The following is a 17,424-nucleotide window of genomic DNA, read 5'->3' as shown; positions in this document are numbered from 1 at the left end:
CGTTCCGCCGTGGAACGGAGGCCCTTCGCGCGTGCCCGCCGATCGGTCGTACCCGTCAAGCGGTCTTCGCGCCCCACGTACGGGCCCGCAGCGGCATCCCCGAGCCGCCGGACTCGGGGGGCCTCACGGCCAGCACCTGGTTGACGCCGATGCGGTTGCGCTCGAAGGCGACGGCCGAGGCCGCCATGTACAGCTGCCAGACGCGGGCGCGGCCGGGGCCGGCGAGTCGTGCCGCGCGGTCCCGGTGCGCCTCCAGGTTGGCGACCCAGCGGCGCAGGGTGAGCGCGTAGTGCTCGCGGAGCGACTCCACGTCGCGCACCTCGAACCCGGCGCGCTCCAGCTGGGTGACGGTGGTGCCGAGGGGGGCGAGTTCGCCGTCGGGGAAGACGTAGGCGTCGATGAACTCGTCCACCCGGTACGTCGACTCGTCGCGCTGCGGGCGGCGGGCGATCTGGTGGTTGAGGAGCCGTCCGCCGGGCCCGAGCAGGGCGTACAGGGCGCGCGCGTACTCCAGGTAGGGGGCGGCGCCGACGTGTTCGGCCATGCCGATGGAGGAGACGGCGTCGTACGGGCCGTCGTCCACGTCCCGGTAGTCCTGGACGCGGATCTCCACCCGGTCGGTGAGCCCTTCGTCGGCGACGCGTTTACGGGCGTACGCGGCCTGTTCCCGGGACAGGGTGACGCCGACGGCGCTCACGCCGTGCTCGCGGGCGGCGTGGATGGCCATGGAGCCCCAGCCGCAGCCGACGTCGAGGAGGCGCCGGCCGGGTTTCAGGTCCAGCTTGCGGCAGATGAGTTCGAGCTTGTCGTGCTGGGCCTGTTCGAGGGTGGCGCCGGGTCCGGGGGCCGGCCAGTAGGCGCAGGAGTACACCATGGACGGGCCGAGGACGAGTTCGTAGAAGTCGTTGCCGACGTCGTAGTGGTGGCTGATGGCGCGCCTGTCGCTGTGTCTGGTGTGCAAGCGGCCGCGGCGCCGGCGGACCTCCTCGCGGGGCGGGGCGGGCGGCAGCGGGGGCCCGGCCAGCCTCACCAGTCCGCGCACGGCGGCCCGCGCCCCGGGGTCGCGCAGGGTCCGGGTGAGTCCGGGGGCGTCCTCGTCGCGCTCCCAGACGAGGCCGGCGATCAGGTCCAGGGCGGTGTAGAGGTCTCCCTCGACGGTCAGGTCGCCGGCCACCCAGGCGCGGGCCAGGCCCAGTTCACCGGGTTTGAACAGCAGCCGTCGCAGGGCGCGGCGGTTGCGTGCGACGAGCATCGGTGCCCCGGGCGGCCCTGCCTGCGAACCGTCCCAGGCGCGGATCCGTACCGGGAGCGGGGTCCCCAGCAACTGTTCGAGCAGTCTCGTGAGCCGCAGCGCGGCGTCGGGCATGGTGAACACCTCCGTGACGACGAACGCCGGAATGTCATCCACCACGTAAACACCCGGGCGCCCGTGACGCAGTCCCGCAACGGGGTCACGGATGGGCAAACACCCCGAAGGGCCTCCCGCACCACGGATGGCGGGAGGCCCTTCGGGTCGTTCGGTGACCGGGCGTCAGGACGCCTTGGCCTTCTCCTCGGTCTTGCTCGCGGCGGCGACCGGCGCCGGCTTGGCGGCCTCGTAGAACTCCTCGCGGGGGTTCTCCATCGCGCCGAGGGAGACGACCTCGCGCTTGAGGAACATGGCGAGGGTCCAGTCGGCGAAGACGCGGATCTTGCGGTTCCAGGTCGGCATGGCCATGCCGTGGTAGCTGCGGTGCATGTACCAGGCGAGACGGCCCTTGAGCTTGATCTTCATCTTGCCCATGACGATCATCGCGACGCCCTTGTGGAGGCCGAGGCCCGCGACCGCGCCCTTGTTGGCGTGCTTGTACGGCTTCTGCTGGAAGCCCCGCATGCCGGAGATCACGTTGTCGCCGAGGGCCTTGGCCTGGCGCAGCGCGTGCTGGGCGTTCGGCGGGCACCAGGCGTTCTCGTTGCCCGCCTCGCGGCCGACGAGGTCGGGCACCTGGGCGTTGTCGCCGGCGGCCCAGACGTAGTCGGTGCCGGTGACCTGGAGGGTCGGCTGGGTGTCGACGTGGCCGCGGGGGCCGAGCGGCAGGCCGAAGCGGGCCAGCACCGGGTTCGGCTTGACGCCGGCGGTCCACACGATGGTGTTGGAGTCGACCTCGAGTCCGTTCTTCAGCACCACGTGGCCGTCGACGCAGGACTCCATGGAGGTGGAGAGGTAGACCTCCACACCGCGGCTCTCGAGGTGCTCCTTGCCGTACTGGCCGAGCTTCGGGCCGACCTCGGGGAGGATCTTGTCGGCGGCGTCGACGAGGATGAAGCGCATGTCCTCGCGGGACACGTTCCGGTAGTACTTGGCCGCGTCCCGGGCCATGTCCTCGACCTCGCCGATGGTCTCGGCGCCGGCGAAGCCACCACCGATGAAGACGAAGGTGAGCGCCTTGCGGCGGATCTCCTCGTCCGTGGTGGAGTCGGCCTTGTCGAGCTGCTCCAGGACGTGGTTGCGCAGGCCGATGGCCTCCTCGATGCCCTTCATGCCGATGCCCTGCTCGGCGAGGCCGGGGATCGGGAAGGTGCGGGAGACCGCGCCCATCGCGATGACCAGGTAGTCGAAGGGCAGTTCGTAGGAGTCGCCGACCAGCGGGGTGACCGTGGCGACCTTGCGGTCCTGGTCGATGGTGGTGACCCGGCCGGTGAGGACCTCCGCCTTGGGCAGCACGCGCCGCAGCGGGACGACGACGTGCCGGGGGGAGATGTTGCCGGCGGCTGCTTCGGGGAGGAAGGGCTGGTAGGTCATGTACGACCGGGGGTCGACGACCGTGACGGTCGCCTCGCCGTAGCGCATCTTCTTCAGGATGCGCCGAGCCGCGTACAGGCCTACGTACCCACCGCCTACTACGAGGATCCTGGGACGCTCCGTGGTGCTCATGGCATCGAGTATCCCCCCACCCGGAGGGGGTGGTTCGTGCGCCCCTTCACAAGCTTGGGCGGGGCCTGTGTTATAGTCCGCGCCCCTTCTTCCGCAGGCCCCGTCGCCGGACGGCGGCCGCCGTCCGGTTCGGACCGTTGTCAAGACCGTGTGAGCTGCTCCTCTGCACTGCCGGAGGTCCCGCGAGGGAGGGCCGAACGGCCCTTGCGGAACTCCTGCCCAGTTTCCCCCCGAGCGCCGTTTCGTGCCTGCCGAGCCCCCGGACGGGCCCACGGAGACCCCTTTGCCCCCAGACCTGGGCGGTTTCCTTGTGAATAACTTCACGAAGCTTCTCGGAGGGACGCTCCGAAGGGCCTCGAAAAAGGCCCCCCGAGCACCGCTCACACGGTATCCGACCCGCTCACGCGGACGCTACTGACCAGTAGCCGACGAGACCTACGCCACCGACCACGCGATGCCGTCGAGGATGTCGTGCTCGCTGACGACGACCTCCTCCGCGCCGACACGTTCCATGATCGTCAGCAGCACGAGGGCGCCCGCGCCGATGACGTCGACGCGGCCCGGGTGCAGGGACGGGATCGCGGCGCGTTCGGCGTGCGTGGAGTGCAGCAGCGCCCTCGTGATCTCGCGGACGCGGTCGCGGGAGACGCGGGAGTGGTGGATGGCCGCCGAGTCGTACGCGGGCAGGTCCTGGGCGATCGCCGACACCGTCGTCACCGAGCCGGCCAGACCCACCAGCGTGCGCGCCTCGCGCAGCGGCACCGTCTCCTCGGCGCGGTCGAGCGCGGCCTCGATGTCGGCCCGCATGGCGGCGATCCGCTCCTCGGTGGGCGGGTCGGTGACCACGCCGTCCCGCACCAGGTGACGCTCGGTCATACGGACGCAGCCCACGTCCACCGAGCGGGCCGCGCGCACGTGGTCGTCGCCCACGACGAACTCCGTCGAGCCGCCGCCGATGTCCACCACCAGGAAGGGCCGGGCGAGGTCCCCGCGCCCCGTCAGTTCCTTCGTGGCGCCCGTGAAGGAGAACTCCGCCTCCTGGTCGCCGGAGATCACCTCCGGCTCGACGCCGAGGATGTCCATCACCCCGCGCGTGAACTCCTGACGGTTCTCGGCGTCCCGGGAGGCGGAGGTGGCCACGAAACGCAGCCGCTCGGCGCCGTGCTCCTTGATGATCCCGGCGTACTCGCGGCAGGCCGCGAAGGTCCGCTCGAGCGCCTCGGGGGCGAGCCGACCGGTGCGGTCGACGCCCTGGCCCAGCCGCACGATGGTCATACGGCGGTCAAGATCGACGAGTTCGCCGGTGGTGCCCGCGCCGGAGGCGCTGTTGGATACAGTCGCGTCCGCGACGAGCAGGCGGATGGAGTTCGTACCGCAGTCGACGGCGGCGACCCGGGTCACTGCTCGTCCTCCTCGTGGCCCTCGGGCACCGTCACGCAGGGGCCCTTGCGCCACCACTCGGGCAGCATCGCGATGGCCTCGTCGCCGAGCGGGTTCACACCGGGACCGGCGGCCAGCGAGTGGGCGACCAGGACGTGCAGGCACTTGACCCGGTCCGGCATGCCGCCCGCGCTCGGGAAGCCGGTCAGCTCCTCGATCTCGTCCCGGCGCCGGACGTAGTCCTCGTGCGCGGCCCGGTACGCCGCCGCCAGCTCGGGGTCGGCGGCCAGCCGCTCGGTCATCTCCTTCATCACGCCCTCGGCCTCGAGGGTGCCGATGGCGGAGGCGGCGCGCGGGCACGTCAGGTAGTACAGCGTGGGGAAGGGTGTGCCGTCGGGCAGCCGCGGGGCGGTCTCCACGACGTCCGGCTGTCCGCAGGGGCAGCGGTGCGCGATCGCGCGCAGCCCGCGCGGCGGCCGCCCGAGCTGCTGCTTGAACGCCTCGACGTCCGCGTCGGTGGGCTCGGTGCGCGGGGTGGGCGGCGGTGGGGTGTGCATGCCTTGCGTATGTCTCTCTGTGGGTTCACTGGACGGAGGCGTCGGACCTGTCGACGCCGTCCCAGACGTTGGCGTACCAGGGGCGGCGGGCCGTGCCCTGCTCGGCGCGGGACTGCTTGGCCGGGCCCGGGTCGATCACGACGTAGCCGGTCTCCCCGGGCCTCACGTAGTGCAGCCGCTGCCGGATCTGCTGCTCGGCGTAGGCGTCGTCCTGCCAGCGTGCCTTGAGGTCGCGCAGTTGTTCCACCCGCTGCTGGGCCTGCCGCTTCTGCCGCTCGAGGTCGGCGATGTCGGCGCGCTGGGAGACGTACTGCCGCATCGGGTACGCCAGGGCGACCACCAGCGAGCACACCACCAGCGCGAGCAGCGCCGCGCGGCCGGTGAGCCGGGAGCGGCGGGCCTGGCGCCGGGTCTGGGAGCGGTAGACGCGGGCCGCGGTCTGCTCGCCGAGCAGTCTGAGCCTGGTCGCGGTGGAGAACCGGTCCCGGTCCTTGACGGCCATCGTCCCCGCCTCCCGTTCGTGCCGTGCACGCCGCCCACACGTGCGTACGTCCCCGCACACGGTACGGGACCGGGTACGGGGACGTACGTACGACGGGCGAAGCCTTGCCTCTTCACGGCTCAGGCTTTGCTGTGCCTACTGGTCCGCGGAGCGCTGTGCCCACTGGTCCGCGGAGCGCTGTGCCTACTGGTCCGCGGAGCGCTGTGCCTACTGGTCCGCGGAGCGGAACCGGGGGAAGGCCGAGCGGCCCGCGTACACCGCCGCGTCGTCGAGGATCTCCTCGATGCGCAGCAGCTGGTTGTACTTGGCGACGCGCTCGGAGCGGGCCGGGGCGCCGGTCTTGATCTGGCCGCAGTTGGTGGCGACGGCCAGGTCGGCGATGGTGACGTCCTCGGTCTCGCCGGAGCGGTGGGACATCATGCACTTGAAGCCGTTGCGCTGGGCCAGCTCGACGGCGTCCAGGGTCTCGGTCAGCGAACCGATCTGGTTGACCTTGACCAGCAGGGCGTTGGCGGCGCCGTCCTCGATGCCGCGGGCCAGGCGCTCCGGGTTGGTGACGAACAGGTCGTCGCCGACGATCTGGACCTTGTCGCCGAGCTTGTCGGTGAGGGCCTTCCAGCCGGCCCAGTCGTCCTCGAACAGCGGGTCCTCGATGGAGACGAGCGGGTAGGCCGCCACCAGCTCCTCGTAGTACTCGGTCATCTCCGCCGCCGAGCGCTCCTTGCCCTCGAAGACGTACGTGCCGTCCTTGTAGAACTCCGAGGCGGCGACGTCGAGCGCGAGGGCGATCTGCTCGCCGGGGGTGTAGCCGGCCTCCTTGATCGCTTCGAGGATGAGGTCCAGGGCCTCGCGGTTGGAGCCGAGGTTCGGGGCGAAGCCGCCCTCGTCGCCGAGGCCGGTGGACAGGCCCTTGCTCTTCAGGACCTTCTTCAGGGTGTGGTAGACCTCGGTGCCCCAGCGCAGGGCCTCGGAGAAGGACTCGGCGCCGATCGGGGCGATCATGAACTCCTGGATGTCCACGTTGGAGTCGGCGTGCGAGCCGCCGTTCAGGATGTTCATCATCGGCACCGGCAGCAGGTGCGCGTTGGGGCCGCCCAGGTAGCGGAAGAGCGGCAGGTCGGACGCCTCGGAGGCGGCGTGGGCGACGGCGAGGGAGACGCCGAGGATGGCGTTGGCGCCCAGCGAGCCCTTGTTGTCGGTGGCGTCCAGGTCGAACATGGCCTGGTCGATCAGGCGCTGCTCGGTGGCGTCGTAGCCGACGAGCTCCGGACCGATCTGCTCGATCACGGCGAGGACGGCCTTCTCGACGCCCTTGCCCTGGTAGCGGTTGGGGTCGCCGTCGCGGAGCTCGATGGCCTCGAAGGCGCCGGTGGAGGCGCCGGACGGGACGGCGGCACGGCCCGTGCTGCCGTCGTCGAGGCCGACCTCGACCTCGACCGTGGGGTTGCCTCGGGAGTCCAGGATTTCCCGGGCTACGACGACGTCGATGGACGGCACGAGCATCTCCTTCGTGGATGTGACGCTTGAAGTGCGGGGCGTGTGAGCCTTGCGTCTAGAGCCTAACCGTCCGGGGCCGTCGGCCGTCCGACCGACCGCCCCGTGGACGGGGCGGGACAAGCTGACGGTATCCTTTGTTTCTTCCCGGAACAAAGAAGAGGCCCCGCCCCGGTGCGCACGGGGGACGCGCACCGGGGCGGGGAGTCCGCGGGGACGGGGGCGGGCCGGTTACTTCAGGTGCAGCTGCTGGCCCGGGTAGATGAGGTCGGCGTTGTCGACGACGTCCTTGTTCAGCTCGAACAGCTTCTGCCAGCCGCCCTGGACGCCGTGCCGCTCGGCGATGGTGCTGAGGGTGTCACCGGAGACCACCTTGTACTCGCCGTCGCCCTTCTTGACCTTCTCGCCGGTCGGGGTGGTGACGGTCTTCTGCGGGGCCGGACGCGTCGCGGAGCGGCCGGCGGCCCGCTGCTCGGTCGAGCGCTCGGTGGCGCCGCTCTTCGCGGAGCCGCCGGAGCCGCCGCTCTTGGCGCCGGCGCCCGACGACGAGGGGGCACCCCCGTTGTAGGCGGCGCCGGACAGGCCCTTGCCGCAGACCGGCCAGGCGCCCTTGCCCTGGCCCGCGAGGACCTTCTCGGCGACGGCTATCTGCTGCGACTTGGTGGCCAGGTCGGCACGCGGGGCGTAGGCGGTGCCGCCGAACGCGGCCCAGGTGGAGCCGGTGAACTGCAGGCCGCCGTAGAAGCCGTTGCCGGTGTTGATGGACCAGTTGCCACCGGACTCGCACCGGGCGACCGCGTCCCACTCGGACGCGGTGGCGGCGGAGGCGCCGCCGGCCGCCATCAGCGGGGCGGCGACGGCGGTGCCGGTGACACCGGCGAGCGCGACGACGCGCGTGACCTTGGACGGACGACGGTGCTTGCCCTTGCCGGAGAACAGCATGGATGGATCCCCTCACCGACGCCTGCGAGGTGAGCTGTCGGGTTCGGGCCGGTTGGGTTGCCCGGCCGCGCCTCCTTCGTGAGGCGCGGCTTCACCCCCAGCCGCTCCGTCAACTGCCCGGTGCGGCACTTACCTTGGGTCCCCCGCTCCTGCCTGCGGCGCTTGACGCGACGACTGTTCCCGTGCGGCCGCTGGCAGGATTCGGCGTTCGCGGCGGCCGGGACTCGCGATGGCGAGCGGTCACGACCGTAGACACGCGATCCGCGGAATATCAAAGACGATCAGGGCTTCTGAGACTCATCCCACACTTTCCCCGAAAGGGACATTCCACATGAAACGTGACGTGAACTCCCGCTACTTCCAGGCCGTTTCGGCAGGGATGTCCAGGGTCTGACCGGCGGCGACGCGGTCCGGGTCGGCACCGATGGCCTGCCTGTTCGCGTCGTACAGCGCGCTCCATCCGCCCTGGAGGCCGAGGGAGTCGGCGATGGACTCGAGGGAGTCGCCGGAGCGGACGGTGTAGGAGCTGTTCGCGTTGGTGCGCGCGTCGTTGCCGCCGCGTGAGGCATGCCGGCCGGAGGAAGCGTCCGCGCGGCCGTCGGCCGGCTCCTCGACCGCACTGCCCCCGCGGTGGCGGCCGGTGCCGAGCGCGCCGGTGTCGACCAGCGCCGAAGCGCCTTCGACATAGCCGTAGTTGCCCGAGTTGTCCCATTCGGGCGCAATGGAGGGCGAGGTGTCGGACACCGAGGGGGCACTCGCGTCGACTTCGGGCGAAGTGTCGGGCCTGGACGAGTCGCCCCCCTTGCCGGGCGAAGGCGTCGAGGGCGACGGCTTCGCCGGAGTCGCGCTCGGCGATCCCGCCGCGTCGGACTCGACGGTGGACGAGTCCGACGAACCGGACGAGCTGCCCGACCCCTGCGGCGAGCCGGACAGGCCGAGGCCGCCCGACAGGGAAGGGGCGGGCGTTTCGGACGGGTTGGAGGAATCGGACGAACCGCCCCCCACGCCGGTGTCGACGTTCGCCGCGCCGGACTTCTTGCTGAGCCCGGAGATCAGTCCGCAGGTCGGCCAGGCGCCGGGGCCCCGGTCGGCGAGTATCTTCTCGGCCACGGCTATCTGCTGGGACCGGCTGGCCTGGTCGGCGCTCGGCGCGTAGTCGAGGCCGCCGTACCCCTCCCAGTCCTCCTGGGTCAACTGCAGCCCGCCGTAGTAGCCGTTGCCGGTGTCGGCGCTCCAGGAGCCGCCGCTCTCGCACCCCGCCACCTTGTCCCACGTGGTGCCGTCCGCCGCGCTGGCGCCGGAGGCGGCCATCAGCGGGATGGCGATGGCGGACCCGGTCACTCCGGCAGCGACGAGGAGAGCCGGAGCCTGACGGGGGCGACGGTGACGACCGTTCCCGGAGAGCATGCGGAGACCTTTCAACCGACAGCAGTGATCAACGTGGCGGCGGATACGGCTGGATGCCGCGACGTTGATGGGTGAAGGTAGCCGCTGTCGATCGCTTGTCACAAGTTAATGCCGCGTAGATCACGTGAAGGTCACGCGACTGAGCGCGTGTCACCTTTGCGCTCGCCGGCGGCGGCCGCAGAGCCGGGGCAGGGCCCGCGCACGGCCCTTGTCCGGCTCTGTCCGGACTTAGGAGTGCGGCGCGAACCGCACGGGCAGGGTCCGCAGACCGCGCATGATGAGCCCGCCGCGCCAGCGCAAGTCGCTTGCCTCCACGTCGAGTTGGAGGTCAGGAAGGCGGGTGAACAGGGTCGCGAGGGCGGTCTGGCCCTCCAGGCGGGCGAGCGGGGCGCCGAGGCAGTAGTGGATGCCGTGCCCGTACCCGAGGTGTTGATTGTCACGTCGGCCGAGGTCGAGGACGTCGGGGTCGGCGAAGCGCTCCGGATCCCGGTCCGCGGCGGCGAGGACGACGAGGACCGGATCGCCCGGGGCGATGTCCTGCCCGCCGATGGTGAGCGGGCGGGTGGCGAAGCGCCAGGTGGCCAGCTCCACGGGGCCGTCGTAGCGCAGGAGTTCCTCCACTCCCGTCTCCAGCAGGCCCCTGTCCCCCTCCGCGAGGGACCGCTGCAGCCGGTCCCTCTGCTCGGGGTGGGCGAGCAGGGCGTAGGTGCCGTTGCCGATGAGGTTGACAGTGGTCTCGAAGCCGGCGAAGAGGAGGATGAAGGCCATGGCGGCGGCCTCGTTCTCGGTGAGGTGCTCGCCGTGGTCGGAGGCGCGGATGAGACCGGAGATGAGGTCCTCGCCGGGGGCGGGTTCGGCGGGCAGGGCCTGGCGTTTGCGGTGGATGAGGTCGGCGAGGTAGCCGCGCATCTTCTTCACCGAGCGGGCGACTCCGCCCCGGGGGCCCTTTCCGTGCCGGATCATCATCCCGGCCCAGTCCCGGAAGTCGTCCTGGTCCTCGCGGGGGACGCCGAGCAGGTCGCAGATGGCGTGGATGGGCAGCGGGAAGGCGAACTCGTGGATGAGGTCGGCGGTGCCGCGGCCGGCGAAGGCGTCGATGAGACCGTCGGCGATCTCCTGCACGCGGGGGGCGAACTCGGCGACGCGGCGCGGGGTGAACGCCTTGCTGACCAGCCGGCGCAGGCGGGTGTGGTCCGGCGGGTCGATGTTGAGCAGGTGCGTCATCAGGTCGGCCTTGCGCTCACCGGGGATGCCGGTCTTGCCCTTGGCGTGCGCGGGCTCGTCGTGGTGGGCCGGGTTCTTGGAGAGGCGGTTGTCGGCGAGAGCCTGCTTGGCATCGGCGTACCGCGTGACCAGCCAGGCATCGACCCCACTGGGGAGGCGGGTCCTGTGCACGGGGGCGTGCTCGCGGAGCCAGGCGTAGGCGGGGTAGGGGTTGCTCGCGAACTCCCAGGTGAAGAGTTCGGGGGGTACGGGGGCGGTGCTGGGGAGCTGGGGCCGGCTGGTCACTCCCCGACGGTATCCGGGCCGCCGAGGGCCCCGCACACCGCGGGGCCGGAGCGAGGGCACCGTGGATCAGGGGCCGTCACGTCGCATCGCTCGACCCCGATGCCCCGGCCGACGGCGCCGCACGGGCACGGCGCCGCTTCCGCAGCGTCCACAGGACCCTGGTCATCAGCTCACTGCCGGCCCCGGGCGTCCTTCTCCTCGTGCTCCTTGTGCTCCTCGTGGCCCTCCGCGGTCCGGATCGCGTCCCGGTAGGCCCGTGCCGCCGCCCGCAGCGCCGACTCCGGGTCCGCTCCCTCCGCCTCTGCCCGGACCGCCAGGGACAGCAGTTCGTAGCCGATGCCCTCCCGCTTCGGGAGCGGGACGTCCAGGCCCGCCGTGCGGACCCGGGACGCCAGCTTCGCCGCGAGCGCGAGGCCCGGCTGGCCGAGCGGGATGCCCTCGGTGACGGAGGTGCGCTGCTTCTCGGCGGCCTTGGTGCGCAGCCAGTGCGCCTTGACGTCCTCCGGGGTCTCGGCGGTCTCCTCGCCGAAGACGTGCGGGTGGCGGTGGATCAGCTTGGCGACGATGGTGCCGGCCACGTCGTCGACGGAGAACGGCTCCTCGGGGTCCTCCTCGGCGATACGGGCGTGGAAGACCACCTGGAGCAGGACGTCGCCCAACTCCTCGCGCAGCTCCTCCCGGTCGCCGTCCTCGATCGCCTCGACCAGCTCGTACGCCTCCTCGATGCCGTACTTCGCCAGGCCCTCGTGGGTCTGCCGCGACGACCAGGGGCACTCGGCGCGGATGCGGTCCATGACCTGGACGAGGTCGAGCAGGCGGGCGCCCGGCAGGTCGTAGGAGGCGGGCAGCAGCTCCAGCTCCGGCATGTTCACACGGCCGGAGCCGGCCAGGCGGGCCAGGCCGTCGGTCAGGGCGGGCTCGCCCTCGCCGGTGGCCACGACCACGACCGTACGGCCGCCGGTGCACGCGTCGACCAGTTCCTCGGCGGTCGGGGACGCCTCGGCGACGGATATCCCGGCCTCCCGCAGATACGGCAGCTGCGGGTGCGCCCCGTCCGCGCACAGCACCCGGTCGGCCGTGCGCAGCGCCTGCCAGGCGGGCCAGGACAGCAGCCCGGGGGCGACCCGGTGGCTGGTGGTGAGCAGGACGATCCGGCCCGGGGCCGCTTCGGAGGTGGTCGCGCTGGTGGTGTTCACGCTCCGAACGTAACGCACCGGGCCGGCACCGCCCCGGGTCATTCAGCGGCCGGGACGTCCCGCAGCCACGACGCCTTCGCGTCCACCCGGCTGGTCTTCTGCGCGTCCCAGGCGCCGTAGCGCGGGTTGAGGTCGACGTCCAGTTCGGCGGAGGCGTCGGACAGCGCCTTCCAGAAGGCCGGCTGACCGGTGTCGGTCTGCAGCCGGTCCGCGAGCTTCTGCGCCTCCAGCTGCAGGCGCAGGTTCTCGTCGAGGTGCCGCGGCGGCACTCCGTACTGGTGCAGCCAGGTGTTCTCCAGCGCCTTGGCGCCGCCCGCCTGCTGCTCCAGCTCGGTGCGCAGCTGCTGGACCTCGCGGCGGGTGACGCCGATGCCGGCGTTCCCGGCGGCGCGGTCGAGCACCCGGTCGAGCACCATCCGGTGCAGGGTGTCCCGGGTGAGGGTGCCGGTCTGGGCGACGACCTGCTGGTACTGCGCCTCTTCGGAGACCGCGGACCGCTGCGCCTCGCGCACCTCGTTCACCCTGTTCTGCAGCTGCGCCACGGTGATCCGCTGCCCGCCGACGACAGCTGCCGCGCCGGGATGCGCGTCGCTTCCACAGGCGGTGAGCAGGGGGGCCGCCGCGACGATCGCGGCGGACAGGACGAGCGCGGTGCGACGGCGGCGGTGCAAGGAGACCTCCCGTTTGGAGATTGTGCGACGGTGCACAAAGTCTTGCGGTGATCGATAGTAGGCAGCGGCCGGGCTCCGGCCAAGCCATTGGACCAACGATTCACCGCGACTTCGGGCACCGCCGCCTCTCCGTCAGCCCGTGATCGCCACCGGCGCGTCCCAGGCGTCGCGGTCGACGGTGAGGGTGTACCCGCCGCGCGTCTCCTTGCTGTTGACCATGTACTGGTGGGCGCGGCTGTGATCGGTGTACTGGGTCTTGCCGAACGGCCAGTCCGTGGTCGTGGTGTTCTTGCCGTCCCACAGGGCGTACCAGAGGTTGCCCGGCATGTCGGTCCTGTCGGTCGCGGTGGCGACGGCCTTGGCGCTGGAGCTGGTGAAGCCGTAGTAGCCGGCCCGGTACGTCTTGGCGCGCAGTTCCTTGTTGAAGGCGCGGACGTAGGTGAGCACGGCGTCGTTGCACGCCTTGTCGGTGATGTCGTACGGCTCCATGTCGAGGTAGACCGGGCTGCCGGCCTTGAGGCCGAGCGCCGCCGACTTGGCCACCGCGTCCTTGGCGTCGGCGGTGCCGAGGGAGGCGGCGGTGGCGGCGGTGAGCCGCTCGGGGTTGGCGCTCTTCTGGCAGGGCGGCTGGGCGCCGACGTACAGCGGGATGAGCTTCCAGCCCATGGAGCTGACCGACTTCACCCAGGAGGCGGTGAGGTTGGGCTGGGCGCAGCCGCGGTTCTTGCCCCCGATGTAGACGGCGGCGGCGCCGTAGAACCCGGTGTTCCAGGCCTTCATGGCGCTCAGCGAGGGCGCCGTGCAGGTGTCGAAGGCGCGGCCGGTGAAGGTCTTCTGCGCGGGCCAGGTGGTGGCCGCCATGGAGGTCTGCGCCGCGATCCCGGCACCGGCGGCGACGACGGCCCCGACCGCCGCCCACGTGATGTACCTGCGCTTCTTCGACTGCCGGTGCTCGGCCATCCCCACCCCTGTTGTCGTGTACGTGCCGTGCGCGTTACCGGAGCACGGTAACCGACGCACCCCCTCCGGGCCCCAAAGTATTCGTCTCACCGGCCGCAAAAATCACTCAAGGCACAGCAAAAACATGTATGTCGCCTGCGGCAGGTGGTAACGGCGGCCCCCGCCACCGGTCACATCCGCCGGGTACGGCGCAGGACGCCGACAGCCGGCCAGGCCAGCAGGCCGGTGAGTCCCCACATGAAGCCCGCGATGGCGAGCCACTCACCGGTGCTGGTCTCCGGATCGTCGGCACCGAAGACCGTGAACGAGAGAGCCAGGAAGGCGAACAGGGCGCTGAGCAGCCCGAAGACGACCAGGGTCGCCGTCTGGCCGCCGGTCCGCCGGGTGGGCGCGGCCCGGCCCGGCGAACCTGCGCGGGACGCGCCGCTCCCGTCAGGGGCCGGTCCCGGTTCCGGCGCGGGCGTCCGCTGCCGGGGCGGCATCCACACCACCGCGGTCGGCGGCACGGCGGCGTCCACGGTCGCCATGGTGTGCGCGTCGACGCCGTACAGACCGGGTTCCAGGTCGACGACCAGACCGTCGGTGCCGATGAGCCGACGGCCGCCGTCCGGCCAGCTCAGCATGGCCGCGCAGGCGCGGTAGGGCACGGTCGCCGCGTGCTCCGTGCCGTCCCGCGCGCCCGCCGTCACGCTGACCCCCTCCTCGCCCACGATCAGCGCCGAACCGTCACGGCTCCTCGAGGCGAACCGCCGCCCGGTCACGGCGTACGACGAACCCGTCGGGGCCTCCGTGTACCCGGCCCAGTCCGCGCTGTGCCCACCGGGCACCTGCATCAGAGCCGTTCCCGCCGCCTCCACGGCCACCGTGTGCAGGTCCTCGGGCGTCACCGCCCGCAACTCGGCGCGCAGTTCGTCGAGGGTGCGCGAGGGCCGTCCGGCGAGCAGGTCCTCCGCGGCGCCGGGCAGCCGCAGTACGGCCGCGTCGGGCGCGGCCAGCGCACTGTCGGCGCGGGTGCGGACCGCGTCCAGGTCGCCCTGGCCGATCCGGCCCGCCTGGAGCCCGGCGAGGACGTCGACGAAGCCGCCGAGCACCGCGTCCTGCTTGGCGGGCAGGGCGTCCGCGAAGGCCGTCACCAGGGCGAAACCGTCACGGCGCGCGGTGTAGTCGGTGGCCGCCGTGTACGAGTAGCCGCCCTCCTGGCGCAGGGCGCGGGACAGTTCCCGCTCGAGAACGCCCGCGTACAGCCGGGCGGCGGTGCTGTCGGTGACGACGGCGTCCAGCAGCACGCCGCCCGTACCGTCGGAGAAGTAGGCGGGGGTGGCGGGAAGGGCGGAGGTGACGGCGGGCAGGGAACGGCGCGGACCGGCGGGCAGCCTGAGCGTGAGCCCGGCCGGCAGACGCTCACCGGCGACCCACAGCACGGCGTTGCCCTGCGTGAACCAGGTCTGCGCCCAGGCCTCCACGTCCTGCGGGCCCAGGTTCCGCACACCCCACTCCGGGTAGCTGACCAGACCGTATCCCTGGGCGCCGTAGCGCCACAGCGGCAGTTGGGGGGTCTCGCGCCGTGACTCCTCGGTGCGCAGGATCTCCTTCTCGGTCTCCAGGCGCTCCATGGGCAGGGCGGCGAGGGAGGCGCAGACGCCCTGCAGGTAGGCGACCACCTCGTGTTCGGAGCCCTCCACGTGGAAGTGGGTGAAGGCGGCCTTGGTGGCGCCGTTGAAGTGGTAGTCGGCCAGACCCTGGCGGTGCAGGGCCAGATGCTCCACCAGGTGGGTGACGCCGGCCCTGGCCAGCGTCTCGTCGGCGACGCCGACGCGGAAGACGAGTCCGGCGCGCATCGGCCCGGCGGCCTGTGCGAAGAGGGTGGGTATGCCGTCGGTCTCGGTGCGGTGGACGGCGGCCTGCGGGTTCATCTTCGGCCTCTGTTCGGCGTGTTCGTCACGTTGGTGGGGTTCGGGCGTGCCGGGGGAGTCGGGCGTGCCCGGGGAGGGGGGATCCGGCGGGCCCGGCCTGCTTGGCGGGCCCGGCCTGCCCGGCGGGCCCGGTGGACCCGGTGGACCCGGTGGACCCGGTGGACCCGGTGGACCCGGCGGGCCCAGTGGACCCTCGGGATTACGGGCCCGCGGGATTACGGGCCCGCGGGCTCGGGATGCCCGGTGCCGTGGGCCGTCAGCCCGGGGCGAGGGCGGCGTCGCGGTGCTTGACGTAGGCGTCGGCCGGCTTGCCCAGGTAGCTCCACGGGTACTCCGAGGCCAGGTTGCCCAGTGCACGGAAGTGCGCGGCGGCCCGTGCGCGGTCCCCGATCAGCGAGAAGAGGGCGGCGAAGCACCCCTGGACGGTGACCCATCCGTAGGTGGGCCGGTAGTGCGGGTGGGCCACGGAGCGCTCGGCGGCCTCGACGAGTTCGGCGTGGACGTGGGGCTGCCGCAGGTACTCGGTGCGTTCCCGCCCCTCCCGCAGCTCCAGCCAGTGCTCCAGGTGCGCCTCCGCGACCAGACCGCCGTTCAGGGCCCCGTCCGGAGCGCCCCGCAGGCACTCCTGGGCGAAGCCGTGGGCGGCCTGCCAGCTTCCGCCCCACTTGGGGCACAGTTGCTGGAGCAGGCGGGCCTGGCCGGTGAAGTGGTGCGGATGATGAGCGGCCAGCCGGTCGTACCGGCGCCGCGCCTCGTTCTGCCCGAGCTCCAGTCCTCGTGCGGTGTTGAGCCGCTCGGCCCAGGCCGCGTCGTGGGACGGGTCGAGGGCCGTGGCCCGGATGAGCCGTTTCTCGGCCTCCCGCAGGTGCGCGTGGAAGGCGGCGAACTGCTCGTGGCCGACGTCCTCGGCGCGCGCCGCGGTGCGGATCTCCCAGCCGATCTCGATCTCGCGGGCGCCGAGCACGGTCAGGGCGAACACGTCGTCCGGAGCGGTGGCGACCAGCTCGCGCAGCGACTGCTCGACGCCCGGCACCTCGGCCAGCACGCGCACCGCGAAGGCCCGGTCGGTGCCCTGCGGCAGGGAGTCGACGTACTGACGCACCGAGGTCCAGTCCCCCGCTGCGGCGTCCTGCCGCAGCCGGACGGCCTCGGGAAAGGCGGAGGCGACCTCGAAGTCGGGCGGCGGGGAGGACGCGGAAGAGGCGAACGACATGCGGCGGATCCTAAGCGAGGCCGGTGACGGGGACGGCACCGGGAAGCCCGCAGGTCGGGCGGCACAGGACGCGGCACGAAAACAACTGCCGCTTGACTGTGCACACACCTTCCGTACACCTGATGTTCACCTGATCTCCCTAACGTCCGCCCGTCAAGATCGACGGGCGCCTCTCGCCGGGACCGCCCCGCCCAACGGAGTTCCCCATGGCCCTGAACGCCCGCCGCGCCCGTCAACTGCGCGAGGCCGTCGCCCCCTTGCTCCTCGCGGACGAGCACGTGGAGCTGACGAGCCTGGCCGGGGTCGGCTCGGTCTCCATCGGCAGGCAGGCGCTCGCCGCCGCCGCGGTCGGCATCCTCAGCGCGGGCACGGTGATGGCCACGGTGGCGCCCCAGCCGCTGTACATCGTCCTGACGAACCAGCGCGTGCTGTTCTTCGACGGCAACCGCGGCAAGAAGCCGGGCAGGCTGGTGCTCAACCTCCCCCGCGCGTATGTCACCGCGGGCGGCTCCAAGAAGGCCTTCTTCGGCCTGCATTACGTCACCCACCTGTCGGTGGCCGGCCAGGAGCAGGGCCTGAAGGTCTCGTTCCCGGTCCAGCACCTGGGAGACGGGCCGCGGTTCGTGGCGGCGTTCCCGGTGACGCGCTGACCTGTCGGTCAGGCGGCGCCGGCCCAGCCAGGCGACGGCGCGGAAACTCACGCGGCTCATCGTCGACGCACTGCGCAAGGAGTCCCGAGCCCGCGCGGACCGGAGCGAACCGTCCC

Annotated in this window: 15 protein-coding genes and 1 riboswitch; of the genes, 1 reads left to right on the top strand and 14 read right to left on the bottom strand. The window is 72.0% G+C overall.

The features are described 5' to 3' along the window. Positions 1–55: 55 nt before the first annotated feature. The 14 genes from RH94_RS23180 to RH94_RS23110 all read right to left on the bottom strand — a co-directional run bounded on the left by RH94_RS23180 (position 56) and on the right by RH94_RS23110 (position 16,658). Positions 56–1,366, bottom strand: a complete 1,311-nt coding sequence (locus RH94_RS23180) for an SAM-dependent methyltransferase (protein ID WP_073949683.1) — start codon at positions 1,364–1,366, stop codon at positions 56–58. 165 nt (positions 1,367–1,531) lie between these two features. Next, a complete protein-coding gene (locus RH94_RS23175) occupies positions 1,532–2,914 on the bottom strand; it encodes an NAD(P)/FAD-dependent oxidoreductase (RefSeq protein WP_073949559.1) in 1,383 nt (460 codons plus the stop codon). A 435-nt stretch (positions 2,915–3,349) separates the two neighbouring features. After that, a complete protein-coding gene (locus RH94_RS23170) occupies positions 3,350–4,315 on the bottom strand; it encodes a Ppx/GppA phosphatase family protein (RefSeq protein WP_073949557.1) in 966 nt (321 codons plus the stop codon). Next, on the bottom strand, positions 4,312–4,851 hold the full coding sequence (locus RH94_RS23165) for a DUF501 domain-containing protein (RefSeq protein ID WP_073949555.1): 540 nt from the start codon (positions 4,849–4,851) through the stop codon (positions 4,312–4,314). The genes RH94_RS23170 and RH94_RS23165 overlap by 4 nt, the downstream gene beginning before the upstream one ends. Positions 4,852–4,876: 25 nt before the next feature. Beyond that, positions 4,877–5,353: an FtsB family cell division protein gene (locus RH94_RS23160; protein ID WP_073949553.1), complete on the bottom strand. Its 477-nt coding sequence runs from the start codon at positions 5,351–5,353 to the stop codon at positions 4,877–4,879. 207 nt (positions 5,354–5,560) lie between these two features. Beyond that, positions 5,561–6,850, bottom strand: coding sequence for a phosphopyruvate hydratase (eno, locus tag RH94_RS23155; protein ID WP_073949681.1), 1,290 nt, complete (start codon positions 6,848–6,850; stop codon positions 5,561–5,563). Between the two features lie 228 nt (positions 6,851–7,078). Continuing rightward, complete coding sequence (locus tag RH94_RS23150; RefSeq protein ID WP_073949551.1) at positions 7,079–7,789, bottom strand: LysM peptidoglycan-binding domain-containing protein; 711 nt, start codon at positions 7,787–7,789, stop codon at positions 7,079–7,081. Positions 7,790–7,793: 4 nt separating this feature from the next. Continuing rightward, a riboswitch (cyclic di-AMP (ydaO/yuaA leader) is annotated at positions 7,794–7,960 on the bottom strand. A gap of 183 nt (positions 7,961–8,143) precedes the next feature. Next, positions 8,144–9,196 carry a LysM peptidoglycan-binding domain-containing protein gene (locus RH94_RS23145; RefSeq protein WP_073949549.1) on the bottom strand — a complete coding sequence of 351 codons (1,053 nt, stop codon included), beginning with the start codon at positions 9,194–9,196 and terminating at the stop codon, positions 8,144–8,146. Positions 9,197–9,424: 228 nt separating this feature from the next. Then, a complete protein-coding gene (locus RH94_RS23140; protein ID WP_073949547.1) occupies positions 9,425–10,705 on the bottom strand; it encodes a cytochrome P450 family protein in 1,281 nt (426 codons plus the stop codon). Between the two features lie 170 nt (positions 10,706–10,875). Further along, complete coding sequence (locus RH94_RS23135; RefSeq protein ID WP_073949545.1) at positions 10,876–11,943, bottom strand: nucleoside triphosphate pyrophosphohydrolase; 1,068 nt, start codon at positions 11,941–11,943, stop codon at positions 10,876–10,878. Further along, positions 11,940–12,572 carry a SurA N-terminal domain-containing protein gene (locus RH94_RS23130; protein WP_073949543.1) on the bottom strand — a complete coding sequence of 211 codons (633 nt, stop codon included), beginning with the start codon at positions 12,570–12,572 and terminating at the stop codon, positions 11,940–11,942. Before RH94_RS23130 ends, RH94_RS23135 begins: the two co-directional genes overlap by 4 nt. A 132-nt stretch (positions 12,573–12,704) precedes the next feature. After that, positions 12,705–13,532 (bottom strand): glycoside hydrolase domain-containing protein, encoded by an 828-nt coding sequence (locus tag RH94_RS23125; RefSeq protein ID WP_073949541.1) that lies wholly within the window; start codon positions 13,530–13,532, stop codon positions 12,705–12,707. Between the two features lie 170 nt (positions 13,533–13,702). Next, positions 13,703–15,445 carry a M16 family metallopeptidase gene (locus RH94_RS23120; RefSeq protein ID WP_073949539.1) on the bottom strand — a complete coding sequence of 581 codons (1,743 nt, stop codon included), beginning with the start codon at positions 15,443–15,445 and terminating at the stop codon, positions 13,703–13,705. 256 nt (positions 15,446–15,701) lie between these two features. Continuing rightward, positions 15,702–16,658: a hypothetical protein gene (locus RH94_RS23110; protein ID WP_073949536.1), complete on the bottom strand. Its 957-nt coding sequence runs from the start codon at positions 16,656–16,658 to the stop codon at positions 15,702–15,704. Positions 16,659–16,864: 206 nt separating this feature from the next. Between RH94_RS23110 and RH94_RS23105 the strand changes: the two genes are divergently transcribed. Beyond that, positions 16,865–17,308, top strand: coding sequence for a hypothetical protein (locus RH94_RS23105; protein ID WP_073949534.1), 444 nt, complete (start codon positions 16,865–16,867; stop codon positions 17,306–17,308). Positions 17,309–17,424: the final 116 nt, after the last annotated feature.

Source organism: Streptomyces kebangsaanensis (assembly GCF_001906585.1).
GTDB lineage: Bacteria > Actinomycetota > Actinomycetes > Streptomycetales > Streptomycetaceae > Streptomyces > Streptomyces kebangsaanensis.
Note: the sequence above shows the minus strand (reverse complement) of the source record. Positions and strands in the feature narration are given on the sequence as shown.